Raw genomic sequence first — 14,084 nt, 5'->3', positions numbered from 1 at the left:
CCTTTGCTTCGTCTCGGTCAGTCAAGTGTCACGCCCTGCAGCACGCTGGCCCATTGGGTGCGTTCGCGTGCGGCGGTGTTGACGAGATCCTCGGTGGTGCCGTTCCACTGCTCGTAGCCCAGTTCGGCGTAGCGCTTGCGCAGGTCCGGGTCGGCCACGGCGTGCTTCACGGCGACGGTCAGCTTCTGGGTGACCTCGGGCGTCAGGCCCTTGGGCGCGTAGACGGCGTACCAGCCGCCGGCCTCGTAGTCCTTCAGGCCGGCAATGCCGGATTCGCGGAAGGTGGGCACGTTGGGCAGCGCCGGGCTGCGGTTGGGCGAGCCCACGGCGATGGCGCGGACCTTGCCGCCGTTCACGTAGCCGCTGGCGGTGCTGATGATGTCGAACAGCATGTCGATCTGGCCGCCGATGGTGTCCGTCATGGCCGGCGCGTTGCCCTTGTACGGGATGTGGTTCAGCTCGACATTGGCCTGCCGGGCGAACAGCGCGGCGGCCACGTGGTTGGAGCTGCCCACGCCCGACGACCCGTAGCTGAGCTTGCCCGGATGGGCCTTGGCGTAGCTGACCAGTTCCTTGGTGGAGGTGAACGGCTCGCTGTTGTTGACCACTAGCATGTTGTAGTAGCGCGCCACCGGGGCGATCGGCGTGAGGTCCTTGGCCGGATCGAACGGCATGCGCTTCATGATGTTGGGGGCGACCGTGATGCCGGCGCTGGCCGCGAACCACAGCGTGTTGCCGTCGGCCTTGGCGCGCACGACCTCGTGGCCGGCCAGCGTGGCGTTAGCGCCGGGCTTGTTGTCCACCACGACCGTAGCGTTGAGGGCCTTGCCGAGCGCGGCGGCGAACAGCCGCGCGCCCTGGTCAGCCGGGCCGCCGGCCGCGTAGCCCACCACGAGGCGGACCGGCGGGTTGGACTGGGCCATGGCAGCGCCCGCGCCCAGCACGGCGGCGCCAACGATCAGGCCCGAAAGCAAGGTCCGTCGAAATGATGTGTGCATGGTTGTCTCCTTCATCCTTCTTGTTGTCAGTAGCGCTCGAAAACGGCCGCAATGCCCTGGCCGCCGCCGATGCACATGGTTTCCAGGCCGTAGCGGCCGCCCCGGCGTTGCAGTTCGTGCAGCAGCGTGGTCAGGATGCGCACGCCCGTGGCGCCAATCGGATGGCCGAGCGAAATGCCCGAGCCGTTGACGTTGAGCTTGCTGTCGATCTCGCCCTGGTCCTGCCAGTCCCAGCCCTTCAGCACGGCCAGCACCTGGCAGGCGAAGGCTTCGTTGAGTTCGACCAGATCCATCTGGTCCAGCCGCAGGTTCAGGCGGGCCAGCAGCTTCTTCACGGCCGGCACCGGGCCGATGCCCATGTGCGAGGGCTCGCAGCCGGCGGCGGCCCAGCCCACCAGCGTGGCCATCGGCGTCAGGCCCAGTTCGGCCAGCTTGTCTTCGGCTACGATCAGGCAGGCAGCGGAGGCGTCGTTCTGCTGGCTGGCATTGCCGGCGGTCACGATGCCGCCCGGCATCAGCGCGCGCAGCTTGCCGAGGGATTCGGTGGTGGATTCCGGGCGATAGCCCTCGTCACGCGCGAAGCGCAGGGCCTCGCCCTTGCGCTGCGGTACGGAGACGGGAACGATCTCGGCGTCGAAGCGGCCGGCTTCCCACGCGGCGGCGGCGCGCTGGTGGCTGCGCAGCGCGAAGGCGTCCGCGGCTTCGCGGCTGATGCCGTAGTCGCGCGCCAGGTTCTCGGCGGTTTCGATCATCCCGGAGATCTCGCCGAAGCGGGACACCGGCTGGGAGCGCTCGCGGCCCCGGTCGAGCCGGTCGTAGAAGCGGACGTTGCCCGAGCGCGCGCCCCAGCGCATATCGGTGGTGTAGTACTCGATATTGCTCATGCTCTCCACGCCGCCCGCGATGACCACGTCGGCGGCGCCGCTCTGCACCATCATCGACGCCGTGACCACGGCCTGCAAGCCGCCCCCGCAGCGGCGGTCGAGCTGCATGCCTGGCACCTCCACCGGCAGGCCGGCCTGCAGCGCGGCCCAGCGGCCCACGCAGGGGACTTCGCTGTTGGCGTAGGACTGGGCGAACACCACATCGTCGATGCGCGCGGGGTCGATGCCGCTGCGTTCCACCACGGCACGCACGGTGGTGGCGGCCAGTTCCTCGACGGGCACCGGGCGCAGGCTGCCGCCGAAGGTGCCAACCGGGGTGCGGACGGGGGTAACGATTGCGGCTCTGCGCATGGTGGGTCTCCTGTGGATCTGGTCTGGGATGGAAATCGGTGGGAATCGATAGGAATCGATAGCAATCAGGCGGCGGCCGGCACGGTGACGAACGCGGCGCCGCACTGGCGCAGCAGTGCGTGGGCCTGGCGGTCCAGCGCCTCGCGGTGTTCCGGCGCGGCGATGTCGATCATGCGGCGCACGCGCTGCGACAGCGGCAGCCCGCGCAGGTCGGCCACGCCGTATTCGGTGACGATGAGCCCGGCGTCCGATCTGGCCGTGCTGACCGGTCCGGATAGCTGCGCGACGATGCGGCTGGCGCCCTTCGCGGTCGCCGGCAGCGCGATGATCGGCAGGCCGCCGTGGCTGCGCGCGGCACCGCGCAGGAAGTCCGCGGCGCCGCCCACGGCGCCCATGTAGACGCCGCCGGCTACCTCGGCATTGATCTGGCCGGTCAGGTCCACCTCGATGGCGCCGTTGATGGCCGCCAGCTTGTGCTGGCGCGCCAGTACCTCGGGATCGTGGGTGTAGGTGGTTTCGCGCAGCTGCAGCAGCGGGTTGCGATGTGCCCAGCGGCGCAGGCGCTCGCTGCCCATCAGGATGCCGCCGATGCCGACGCCGGTATCGACAGTCTTGCGTGCGTGCGTCAGCGCCCCGGACTCGGCCAGCGCCACCACGCCATCGCCCACGGCGCCGCTGTGCAGGCCCAGGTCACGGTGGCCGTGCAGCGCCGCCAGCACCGCTTCGGGCAGGTTGCCGATGCCCATCTGCAGCGTGGCGCCGTCCTCGATCCGGCCGGCGATGTGGCGGGCAATCGCCAGTTCCACCTCGGAGGGCGCGCCGCGTTCGAGGTCGATTGGCGCATATTGCGCATCGACGGTCAGGGCGATGTCGTCGGCGGTCAGGTAGCGGCTGCCATGGGTCCACGGGACGTCCGGGTTGACCTCGGCGATGATCACGCGTGCCCGATCCAGCACGGCGGGGAGGTATTCGTGCACCAGCCCGAGGCTATGGCGGCCCTCCGTGTCGGCGGGGGAGACCTGCACCAGCGCCACGTCCACCGGCAGCGTGCCGGACCGTATCAGCCCGGGCAGGTGGGAGTAATGGCACGGCACGATGTCCAGCAGGCCGGCGCGGGCCAGTTGGCGGTGCGGGCCGCTGGCGGCGTAGCCGAAGAAGTCGATCACATCGGACTGGTCCGGCCGGAGCGTGTCTGACTGGCCGATGCCGACGAAGACACCCAGCCGCCCACCCTGGGCGATGGCGTGCCGATGGGCCACCAGCGCCCGCGTGAGCGTCAGCGGCTCGGCGGTGGCCTGGCCCCACCAGATGCGGTCGCCGGGGCGGATCAGGGCGCGCAGCGCGGCGGCCAGCGAGTGGGCATCCGAGTGGGCATCCATGTCCGGCGTGTCTCCTGTTTGTCGTTTTTTGGTATGGGCTGGAGCATGTTGGCATTTGCGCGCCGGCGCTATTTGAGAATGCCAATGGCGGACTTCGCCTGTTGCGAAATCAGCGTGCCGGTGCGGGTTGGCAGGCTGCCTGGCGGGCTGCCTTCTGCTCCGGCAAAGGCCCGGTTCCGCAAACGTTGATTGCGCCACACGCCAAACCTCGCGAGCATGGCAACGCCAACAAAAGCGGGAGACGCGCCATGATCGAACAGACCCAATCGAATAACTTCCAGGAAATCCGGGACGCCGTGCGCAGCCTCTGCGCGGAGTTCCCCGACGAGTACTTCCGCAAGATCGACGAGCAGCGGGCCTATCCGGAAGCCTTTGTCAACGCGCTGACCGACGCCGGCTGGCTGGCGGCGCTGATTCCGCAGGAGTACGGCGGCTCGGGGCTCGGCCTGACGGAAGCGTCGGTGATCATGGAGGAGATCAACCGCTGCGGCGGCAACTCGGGCGCCTGCCACGGCCAGATGTACAACATGGGCACGCTGCTGCGCCACGGCTCGGACGCGCAGAAGCAGAAGTACCTGCCGAAGATCGCCTCGGGCGAGTGGCGCCTGCAGTCCATGGGCGTGACCGAGCCGACTACCGGCACCGACACCACCAAGATCAAGACCCGGGCCATCAAGAAGGACGGCCGCTACGTGGTCAATGGCCAGAAGGTGTGGATCAGCCGCGTGCAGCACAGCGACTTCATGATCCTGCTGGCGCGCACCACGCCGCTGGACGAGGTGAAGAAGAAGAGCGAAGGCATGTCGATCTTCCTGGTGGACCTGCACGAGGCCCAGAAGAAGGGCATGGTGGTGCGCCCGATCCCGAACATGGTCAACCACGAGACCAACGAGCTGTTCTTCGAGGACCTGGAGATCCCCGAGGAGAATCTGATCGGCGAGGAAGGCAAGGGCTTCAAGTACATCCTCGACGGCCTGAACGCCGAGCGTACGCTGATCGCCGCCGAGTGCATCGGCGACGGCTACTGGTTCATGGACCGCGTGACCAAGTACGTGACCGAGCGCCAGGTCTTCGACCGGCCCATCGGGCGGAATCAGGGCGTGCAGTTCCCGATTGCCGAGTCGTTCATCGAACTGGAAGCCGCCAACCTGATGCGCTGGAAGGCCTGCGAACTGTACGACGCGCACGCGGCGATGGGCGCGCAGGCCAATATGGCCAAGTACCTGGCCGCCAAGGCGAGCTGGGAGGCGGCCAACGTGTGCCTGCAGTTCCACGGCGGCTTCGGCTTCGCCTGCGAGTACGACATCGAGCGCAAGTTCCGCGAGACGCGCCTCTATCAGGTGGCGCCGATCTCCACGAACCTGATCTACTCCTATGTGGCGGAGCACATCCTGGGCCTGCCGCGCTCGTTCTGAGCGGCAATCGACCTTGTCCGTTGCACGCCAGATGCACCGCCCCTACACTGGCGGCACTCAAGCCAAAGCCAGCCTTCATTGATCGAGGAAGACCCAGACATGTGTTCGGACCGAACCCCCGCCCAACGCATCAGCGACATCCCCCGTCACTGGGCGCTCGCCACGCCTGACCGCCCGGCGGTGGTGGAGGAAGGGCGCGCCGTGTCTTATGGCGAACTCTGGGCCGATATCGAGGCCGCGCAGCAGTATCTGCGCACGCAGGGCGTGGCCGGCGGCGACCGGGTGATGATCGTCGCGGAGAACTCGCTGTCCGTGGTGACGCTGCTGTTCGCGCTGTCGGAGATCGGCGCGTGGCCGGTGGTGGTCAATGCGCGGCTGTCCGAGCGGGAGGTGGAGGTCATCCGCGCGCATTGCCGGCCCCGGCTGATGCTGTTCACCCATGGCGCCTCGCCCGATGCCCTGCGGCACGGCGTGACCTACCGCGCCCGGGAAACCGCGCCGCCGGGCCTGGGCCCGCTGATGGCCGGCGCGGTGGACCCGACCAGCGAGCGCGTGCCTGAGGCACTGGCGCAGGAAGTGGCGGCGCTGATCTACACCTCGGGCACCACCGGCCAGCCGAAGGGGGTGATGGTGTCGCATCGCGGCCTGCTGCACTTCGCGCGGGTCACCGTGGCGTCGCGGCGCATGGTGCCGGACGACTGCGCCTACGCGGTCATGCCGATGTCGCACATCTTCGGCATGGGCACGGTGCTGCTCGCCACCTTCCAGGCGGGCGCCAGCCTGTACCTGTCGTCCCGCTTCAATGCGGCCGATGTGACGCAGGCCATCGAAGCCGGGTCGATTTCGATCCTGCAAGGCGTGCCGACGATGTTCCACCGCATCCTCGCCCATCTGCGGGCGGCCGGGGTGCAACGGCTGGCCTCCACCCGGCTGCGCTATTTGTATACCGGCGGCGGGCCGCTCGACCCCACGCTCAAGCAGGAAGTGGAGGGCATGTTCGGCCAGCCGCTGCATCACGGCTACGGCATGACCGAGTACGCCGGCTCGCTGTTCGTCACCCATATGGATCGCCCGCGCACCGATTGCGCGGCGGGGGAGATCGTGGAAGGGGCCGAAGTGCGGTTGATCGGCGCGGATGGCCAGCCGGTGGAGACGGGCACGCCGGGCGAAATCTGGGTCCGGGGGCCGGGCGTCATGCTTGGCTACTATCTCGCGCCGGAACTGACCAGGCAGGTCATCAGCGAGGACGGCTGGCTCAATACCGGCGATATCGGCCGGCTCGGGCCGGACGGCGCGCTATACATCGTCGGCCGGACCAAGGACCTGATCATCCGCTCGGGCTTCAATGTCTATCCGATCGAGGTGGAGTCGGTGCTGAACGCCCATCCGGCGGTGCTGGTGTCGGCGGTGGTCGGCGTGCCGACGTCGGACGGCAACGAGGAAGTGGTGGCCTTCGTCGAGATCAAGGAAGGGGAAGCCTTCGATGCCGATGCGCTGCGTGCCTTCGTGATGGATCGGCTGTCGCCCTACAAGCGGCCGGAGCGCTACCTGCGCCTGGGCGCGATTCCGAAGACAGCCAGCGGCAAGCTGCTCAAGCACCAGCTGCGGGAAATGCTGGCCGTGCAGGGGTAGGCGCCCGCCGCCACGTTAGTCCTGGCGGCCCTGGCCGTCCTCGACCAGCAGATCGACCAGCTTGCGGGCGAACAGCGGCAGCGCCGCCAGATCCGCCACGCAGATCTGGAGCCGGCGCTCCGCCCAGTCGTCCTCAAGCTGGACAATGCTCAGCGCCATCGACTTGGCGTGCCGGACGGCCGTGCTCTCCGGCAGCACGCCAATGCCCACGTTCGCCTCGATCATCCGGCAGGCCGTCTCGAAATTGCTGACCTGCACCCGCCAGCGCAGCGAGCGCTGGAGGTCAGCGGCGGCGCCTTGCAGGAAGGTATGGATGGCGCTGGCCTCGGGCAGGCCGATGATGTCGTACTTCAGCGCCTCGATGAAGCCCACGCGCTTGCGCTGCGCCAGCGGGTGGCTGAGTGCCACCGCCAGCACGAGGCGGTCATTCCGGTAGGGCATCATCTCCACCCCTTCGGCACGGAGATTCCCCGCGACGATGCCGATATCGACGGCGCCTTCCTGCACCGCACGCAGAATGTGCGGACTGAGGCGCTCCTGCATGTCGATCGTCACATCAGGATGATTCACCAGATAGGTCCGCAGCACGGCGGGCAGGTACTCGCTCATCGCCGTGGTATTGGCGAACACGCGCACATGGCCCTTCACGCCGGACGCGTACTCCTGAAGGTCGCCACTGAGCTGTTCGAGCTGGCGAATCACGCGCCGCGCATGGGCCAGCAGCGTCTCCCCGGCGCCGGTGACCTTCACCCCATGGCTGCTCCGGCTCAGCAGCTTCACGCCTACGTGTTCCTCCAGATTCTTGATCCGGGTACTGGCCGCCGCGAGCGAGAGGTGGGAGCGTTCGGCGCCGCGAGTGAGGCTGCTGGCCTCCGCGATATGGGTGAAAAGCTTCAGGTCAACGAGATCAAAGCGCACGAGCGGGTCCCTGGCGGCGGGGCCGCGTCCAGGATCGAAATATGAAGTGGGGGGATTTTGCGCTTGCATCCCGCCCAATGCAAAGGCGCGGAATGCCTGTTCTGCCTTGCAGTATGTCGCGCCGAGCCCCCGCAACCTTTGTAGCGAATCAGGCACCTTTCGCGGAGGCGCCTGCTGCAAAAGGCGCTTCAGCGCATCGCGCGGCGGATTCCGGTAGCATCCGGCTCGCTGTGGATCGGGCACTGCGGATGCGGGGAGCCGAGCCTTTGTATCGGCATGTATCCGGGCTGTCCGCCGATACATCCGCATACCCATCCACGCATTCATCACACGGGGGCGATACATGGGCGCGATTCAATGCATGCATGGCAGACGGCAGCCACGCAACGCCGCCGCCTGTGTCCCATCACCCATTGAAAGGATCGACATGTTGACTCGCACGCTTGCATCGCTGGCCGTCGCGGCCCTCGCTTTCTCGGCCGGTTCGGCCGCCTACGCAGCAGAGAAGGCCCCCACCTCGGTCGTGATCGTGCACGGCGCGTTTGCCGATGGCTCCGACTGGGCCAAGGTCATTCCGCTGCTGCAGGCCAAGGGTGTCAGGGTGCAGGCCGTGCAGAACGGGCTCAACTCGCTGGCGGACGACGTGGCGGCCACGCGCCGCGCCATCAACAACCAACCCGGCAAAGTCGTGCTGGTCGGCCATTCGTGGGGCGGTACGGTGATTACCGAGGCGGGCGCCGTCGACAAGGTGTCCGCGCTCGTCTACGTGGCCGCCTTCGCACCGGATGCGGGCCAGTCCACGGAGGAAGCGGGCAAGGCTCACCCGCCCGCGCCGGGTATCGGCAAGATCGTCGCCGATGCGGAGGGCTACCTCTCGCTGCCGCCCGAGGCGCTGGCCAGCGATTTCGCGCAGGACGTGCCGGCCGCCCAGGCGCGCGTCATGGCCGCCACGCAGGGCCCGATCCAGGCGAAGGCGTTTGGCGAGAAGACCACCGTCGCCGCATGGACCACGCGGCCCTCCTGGTACATCGTCAGCCAGAACGACCGGATGATCCCGCCCGCGCTCGAACGTGAAATGGCCAAGAAGATCGGCGCGAAGGTGACGACGCTGCCGACCAGCCACGTGCCGCAGCAGTCCCGGCCGGCCGATGTGGCGAAGGTCATTCTCGACGCCGTGCAGACGGTGCAGAAGCAGTAAGACAGGTTGCAGTAAGGCAGGCGGCAGGGCAGTCCGCTGCGCAGGCATTCCCAAACCATGCGAGGAACGACACATGAAAATCGCGGTGATTGGCGCAGGTGCGGTGGGCTGCTTCTATGGCGGGATGCTGGCGCGGGCCGGTCAGGATGTGGTGCTGATTGGCAGGCCGCGGCATGTCGATGCCATCCGGGCGCGTGGCCTGCGATTCGAATCCAGGCTGTTCGATGAACAGGTGACCATCGCGGCAAGCGCCAACGCGGCGTCCGTGGAGGACGCCGATATCGTGCTGGTCTGCGTGAAATCCGTCGACACCGAGCAGGTTGCCGACGAGATCCGCAGCCACTTGAAGCGCGAAGCGCTGGTCGTGTCCCTGCAGAATGGCATCGACAACGCAGGGCAGTTGGAGCAGGTGCTGGCACGCCCAGTGATACCCGCCGCCGTCTACGTCGCCAGCGAGATGGCCGGCGATGGGCACCTCCGGCATCACGGCCGGGGTGACCTGGTGATCGGGCAGGAGCAGGGCAGCGAGCTGGTGGCGCGCCTGTTCCACGACGCCGGCGTGCCCACAGTGGTCTCGGCCAATGTGGCGCGCGCACTCTGGGAGAAGCTGATCCTGAACTGCGCCTACAACGCGCTGTCCGCGATCGTCAACCTGCCCTACGGCGAGATTCGCGGCGTGGCGTCCGCCGAGGAAGCGATGCGCAACCTCATCGCGGAGTGTCTTGCGGTAGCGCACGCCGAAGGCGTCGACATCGACCTCGATGCGGATGGCCAGCTTGAACGGATTCGCCGCACCATCCCTCTTGGCCAGTACTCGTCGATGGCGCAGGACTTCGCCCGGGGCCGCGCCAGCGAGATCGCGGCCCTGAACGGCGCCATCGTCCGGCGCGGCAACGCGCGGGGCGTGCCGACACCGGTCAACCAGATCATCGTGGCATTGGTGGAACTGCTGGAAAGCCAGCACCCCCAGAAGTGACAAACGCGGACAGCGCCTGACGGCCTGTCCGCGTTCGCGTTTACTCCTCCTGGAATGCCTCCTCGCGCTTGGCCTTGATCGCGGGCAGCGCCACGACTGCCACCAGCGCCGCGGCCGCTATCAACAGCCCGAGCGACAACGGACGCGTCGTGAACACCGTGTAGTCGCCGCGCGACAGCAGCAAGGTGCGCCGGAAATTCTCCTCCATCATCGGCCCGAGCACAAAGCCGAGCAGCAGCGGCGCCGGCTCGCACTTCAGCTTATGGAACACATAGCCGATGAGGCCGCAAGCCGCTGCGGCGAAGACATCGAACACCGTGTTGTTGACCGAGTACACGCCGATGCTGCAGAACACGAGGATGGCCGGATAAAGGAAGCGATACGGCACCGTCAGGAGCTTGACCCAGACGCCGATCAGCGGCAGGTTCAGCACCACCAGCATCAGGTTGCCGATCCACATGGAAGCAATCAGGCCCCAGAACAGCGCCGGGTTGCTGGTCATCACCTGCGGGCCGGGCTGGATGTTGTGGATCGTCATCGCGCCCACCATCAGCGCCATCACGGCGTTGGGCGGAATACCCAGCGTCAGCAGCGGGATGAAGGACGTCTGCGCCGCAGCGTTGTTAGCCGATTCCGGACCCGCCACGCCTTCGATCGCGCCCTTGCCGAACTCATGGGCGTACTTCGATGTCTTCTTCTCCAGCGAGTACGCCGCAAACGAGGCCAGCGAAGCACCGCCGCCCGGCAGGATGCCCAGCGCCGAGCCCAGCAGGGTGCCGCGCAACACCGCCGGGATCATGCGCCGGAAATCCTCCCTGCTCGGGAAGAGTCCGGTGACGCGGTCCGTGAAGGTCTCGCGGTGTTCCTTCTGCTCCAGGTTGGCGATAATCTCGGCAAAGCCGAACAGTCCCATCGCCAGCGCGGTGATGCTGATGCCATCGGTCAGCTCGGGCACATCGAACGAAAACCGCGCGGCGCCGGAGTTCACGTCGGTGCCCACGAGGCCGAGCAGCAGGCCAAGGACGATCATGGCCACTGCCTTGACGAGCGAGCCCGATGCCAATACCACCGCACCGATCAAACCGAGCACCATCAGCGAGAAGTACTCCGCCGGCCCGAACTTGAACGCCAGCTCGGAGAGCGGCGTGGCAAACGCGGCCAGGATCAGCGTGGCGACGCTGCCCGCGAAGAACGAACCCAGCCCGGCGGTGGCCAGCGCCACGCCGGCACGGCCGCGGCGCGCCATCTGGTAGCCGTCCAGCGTGGTCACCACGGCGGACGACTCGCCCGGCAGGTTGACCAGGATGGCCGTGGTGGAACCGCCGTACTGCGCGCCGTAGTAGATGCCGGCCAGCATGATCAGCGCGGCCACCGGGGGGAGCGTGTACGTGATGGGCAACAGCATGGCGATGGTCGCCAGCGGCCCCAGACCCGGCAGCACGCCGATCAGCGTGCCCAGCACGCAGCCCAGGAAGGCATAGGCCACGTTCTGTAGCRAGAGCGCCGTGGAAAAGCCGAGCGCGAGATGACTGAGCAACTCCATTCCATGGCTCCTAGTTGGTCAGGAACGCCGGCCACACCGGCATCTGCAGGTTGATGCCGTAGACGAATGCCACGGTACTGATCACCACGAGCACCACGGCATTGAGCGCGGCACCCTTCCACGTGAATTCATGGCTGGCCATCGACGAGACGAGCACCAGCGCCAGCACCGACAGCACCATGCCGAGCGGCTTCAGCAGCAGGCCGAACAGGACCACGGAGCCCAGGATCCACAGCAGCGTCTTGATGTCCCAGCGCGCCATGCGATCCGCTTCACCTTCGCGGGACATGGACCCGGCCGCCACCACGGCGCCGAGCAAGGCCAGCACGATGCCGAGCCAGAACGGGAAGTAGCCCGGCCCCATCTTGGCGGCTGTGCCCATGGAGTAGCCACGGGCAACGAAGGAAAAGCTGAGTCCGACGATGACGAACATCAGCCCGGAAAGTAGGTCTGTCTGCCTGCGTATGCGCATGCGAGGTCTCCTTGGGGGCGCGCGGATCGGACGACGCGCAACGCGCCGACACAACCGACTCTGTTTTTGGAGTTCCGAAAGATACATCATGTTGTGATGTATTTTGGTGAAGACAAGGGTTATTCCCTAGAAATCCGTGGGGCCGGTTCCTGCGGTGGTGCCCGGGGCGCCACAATGAAAAAAGCCCGGCAGCCTGATGGGCTGCCGGGCTTTTGGCCGGGCTTTTGGGGGGGTGGCCGCATGGGGCGGCCAAGTCTGTCAGTCCGCCGTCGCCCCCGACCGCTTCACCACCGTCGACCACTTGCGGATCTCGCTGTCCACGAACTTGCCGGTCTCGGCCGGGGTCATCGGCATCGGCTCGGAGCCGCGGTCGGTGATGAATTTGCGCAGTTCTGGCGATTGCAGCGCTTTCACCGTCTCCGTGTTGAGCTGGTTGACGATGGCCGGCGGCGTGGCTGCCGGCGCCATCATCACCGCCCAGCCCAGCGCCTCGAAGCCCGGCACGCCTTCTTCTCGCACGGTCGGCACCTGCTGCAGCTGGGGCACGCGTTTCGCCGTGGTCACGGCCAGCGGCACGGCCTTGCCGGACTGGATCAGCGGCATGGCGGCGGTCACGGAATCGACCATCAGCGGGATCTGGTTGCCCAGGAAATCCGCCTGCGCCGGGCCGCTGCCTTTGTAGGGAATATGCACGATGAACACGCCGGTCTGCGCCTTGAGCATCTCGGCGGACAGGTGCTGCGTGCCGCCGATGCCGGCGCTGGCATAGCTGTACTTGCCCGGGGCCGCCTTGGCCTTGGCGATCAGTTCATGCAAGGACTGGAAGCCCGACTGCGGCGTGGCCAGGAAGACCAGCGGCACCGAAAACACCCCGGAGATCGGCGCGAAATCCTGGCGCGGATCGTAGTTGATCTTCTTGTAGAGCGTCTGGTTGATGGCCATCGCACTGCCGCCCATGACCAGCGTGTAGCCATCGGCCGTGGCTTTCGCGGCCACTTCCATGCCGATATTGCCGCCGGCGCCGGCGCGGTTTTCCACCACGATGGACTGGCCGAGCTGCTTGCCGAGCTTCTCGGCCAGGGCACGCGCGAAGATGTCGGTGGCCTGTCCGGGCGGGAAGGGCACGATCAGCTTGATGGGACGGTCCGGGTAGGCGGCGTGGGCGGTGCTGGCGATGCTGAGCAGCAAGGCGAGAAGGGTAGTGTGCGGGGTAGTGCGCGACGGCTTCAACGGAATCTCCTCAAATGATGGGCAATGACGTGACGTCTCTCGGTGGCGTCTACGGGCGAGATTCTACGCTCCCGTGCCCGCTCCGTGCCCGCTACCAGTCGACCCAATTTCGGGAAGCCACTGCCCGGGACGATTAGAATGCCGCTCCAACCGTCCACATCGTTGTATCCGAACACATGGCAGTCACGCATAGCAGAAAGCAGGCCACGCTGATCGGGCTGCTCGCGATCCTCCTCTGGAGTTCGATCGTTGGCCTGATCCGGGGCGTCAGTCAGAGCTTTGGCGCCACCGGCGGGGCGGCGCTGATCTACACGGTGGCCTCGGCCCTGCTCTGGCTGTCCGTCGGCGCCGTCAAAATCCGGACGCTGCCGCGCGCCTACCTGATCTGGGGCAGCCTGCTGTTCGTGTCCTACGAACTGTGCCTGTCGCTGTCCATCGGCTACGCCAACAGCGGCAGGCAGGCCATCGAGGTCGGCATGGTCAACTACCTTTGGCCAAGCTTCACGATGCTGGCCGCCATCGTCTTCAACCGGCAGCGCGCCAACTGGCTGATCGTACCGGGCTTCCTGATGGCGATCCTGGGGATTGCATGGGTGCTCGGCGGCGAGCAGGGCTGGGATCTGGGCGAGATGGCGCGCAACGTGCAGGACAATCCGCTCAGCTACGGCCTGGCGTTCGTCGGCGCCGTGATCTGGGCCGGCTATTGCACGGTGACCAGCCGCATCGCGCAAGGCAAGAACGCCATCACGCTGTTCTTCATGCTCACGGCGCTCGCCCTGTGGGGCAAGTACCTGTTCACCCATGGGGAGACGATGGTGTTCAGCTATGCCGGCCTGATCTACCTGGCGCTGGCGGCCTGCGCGATGGGCTTCGGCTATGCGGCGTGGAACGTCGGCATCCTGCATGGCAACGTGACTGTGCTGGCCGGCGCCTCGTACTTCATTCCGGTGCTCTCGGCGGCGCTGGCTGCCGTGCTGTTGCAGACGCCGCTGTCCCTCGCGTTCTGGAAGGGCGCGTCGATGGTCTGTGGCGGGTCCATCCTCTGCTGGCTGGCCACGCGACGCGTGGACCAGCCTAAGTAGCCCCGA

Annotated in this window: 12 protein-coding genes; 5 read left to right on the top strand and 7 right to left on the bottom strand. The window is 67.0% G+C overall.

Features of this window, described 5'->3' with window-relative positions:
• Positions 1 to 17: 17 nt before the first annotated feature.
• The 3 genes from AC1DEL_RS16650 to AC1DEL_RS16640 form a co-directional block, all read right to left on the bottom strand.
• Complete coding sequence (locus AC1DEL_RS16650; RefSeq protein ID WP_441592922.1) at positions 18 to 998, bottom strand: Bug family tripartite tricarboxylate transporter substrate binding protein; 981 nt, start codon at positions 996 to 998, stop codon at positions 18 to 20.
• A 26-nt stretch (positions 999 to 1,024) separates the two neighbouring features.
• Positions 1,025 to 2,233 (bottom strand): acetyl-CoA C-acetyltransferase, encoded by a 1,209-nt coding sequence (locus tag AC1DEL_RS16645; RefSeq protein WP_477126016.1) that lies wholly within the window; start codon positions 2,231 to 2,233, stop codon positions 1,025 to 1,027.
• A gap of 65 nt (positions 2,234 to 2,298) precedes the next feature.
• Entirely contained in the window at positions 2,299 to 3,612 is a 1,314-nt protein-coding gene (locus AC1DEL_RS16640; RefSeq protein ID WP_092297317.1) for an acetyl-CoA hydrolase/transferase family protein, read from the bottom strand.
• Positions 3,613 to 3,860: 248 nt separating this feature from the next.
• Between AC1DEL_RS16640 and AC1DEL_RS16635 the strand changes: the two genes are divergently transcribed.
• A complete protein-coding gene (locus AC1DEL_RS16635) occupies positions 3,861 to 5,027 on the top strand; it encodes an acyl-CoA dehydrogenase family protein (RefSeq protein WP_441592924.1) in 1,167 nt (388 codons plus the stop codon).
• A 99-nt stretch (positions 5,028 to 5,126) separates the two neighbouring features.
• Positions 5,127 to 6,659, top strand: coding sequence for a class I adenylate-forming enzyme family protein (locus AC1DEL_RS16630; RefSeq protein ID WP_477126015.1), 1,533 nt, complete (start codon positions 5,127 to 5,129; stop codon positions 6,657 to 6,659).
• Between the two features lie 15 nt (positions 6,660 to 6,674).
• Here AC1DEL_RS16630 and AC1DEL_RS16625 read toward each other — a convergent pair whose 3' ends face one another.
• Positions 6,675 to 7,577, bottom strand: coding sequence for a LysR family transcriptional regulator (locus AC1DEL_RS16625; RefSeq protein WP_092297325.1), 903 nt, complete (start codon positions 7,575 to 7,577; stop codon positions 6,675 to 6,677).
• 427 nt (positions 7,578 to 8,004) lie between these two features.
• Between AC1DEL_RS16625 and AC1DEL_RS16620 the strand changes: the two genes are divergently transcribed.
• Both AC1DEL_RS16620 and AC1DEL_RS16615 read left to right on the top strand, forming a co-directional pair.
• Positions 8,005 to 8,775 (top strand): alpha/beta fold hydrolase, encoded by a 771-nt coding sequence (locus tag AC1DEL_RS16620; protein WP_092297328.1) that lies wholly within the window; start codon positions 8,005 to 8,007, stop codon positions 8,773 to 8,775.
• Between the two features lie 73 nt (positions 8,776 to 8,848).
• Positions 8,849 to 9,751: a ketopantoate reductase family protein gene (locus AC1DEL_RS16615; RefSeq protein WP_441592927.1), complete on the top strand. Its 903-nt coding sequence runs from the start codon at positions 8,849 to 8,851 to the stop codon at positions 9,749 to 9,751.
• Between the two features lie 40 nt (positions 9,752 to 9,791).
• On the opposite strand, the gene AC1DEL_RS16610 is transcribed toward AC1DEL_RS16615, so the two are convergent.
• From AC1DEL_RS16610 to AC1DEL_RS16600, 3 genes are all read right to left on the bottom strand, one after another.
• Positions 9,792 to 11,294: a tripartite tricarboxylate transporter permease gene (locus AC1DEL_RS16610; protein WP_477159129.1), complete on the bottom strand. Its 1,503-nt coding sequence runs from the start codon at positions 11,292 to 11,294 to the stop codon at positions 9,792 to 9,794.
• A gap of 10 nt (positions 11,295 to 11,304) precedes the next feature.
• Positions 11,305 to 11,766, bottom strand: coding sequence for a tripartite tricarboxylate transporter TctB family protein (locus tag AC1DEL_RS16605; RefSeq protein WP_092297337.1), 462 nt, complete (start codon positions 11,764 to 11,766; stop codon positions 11,305 to 11,307).
• A 258-nt stretch (positions 11,767 to 12,024) separates the two neighbouring features.
• Positions 12,025 to 12,996 (bottom strand): Bug family tripartite tricarboxylate transporter substrate binding protein, encoded by a 972-nt coding sequence (locus tag AC1DEL_RS16600; RefSeq protein ID WP_441592929.1) that lies wholly within the window; start codon positions 12,994 to 12,996, stop codon positions 12,025 to 12,027.
• Positions 12,997 to 13,172: 176 nt separating this feature from the next.
• Here AC1DEL_RS16600 and yddG point away from each other — a divergent pair, with 176 nt between their 5' ends.
• Positions 13,173 to 14,078, top strand: a complete 906-nt coding sequence (gene yddG / locus AC1DEL_RS16595) for an aromatic amino acid DMT transporter YddG (protein ID WP_477105670.1) — start codon at positions 13,173 to 13,175, stop codon at positions 14,076 to 14,078.
• Positions 14,079 to 14,084: the final 6 nt, after the last annotated feature.

This window comes from Cupriavidus sp. 10L43_2, assembly GCF_056395265.1.
This window is presented reverse-complemented; position numbering and strand designations above follow the sequence as displayed.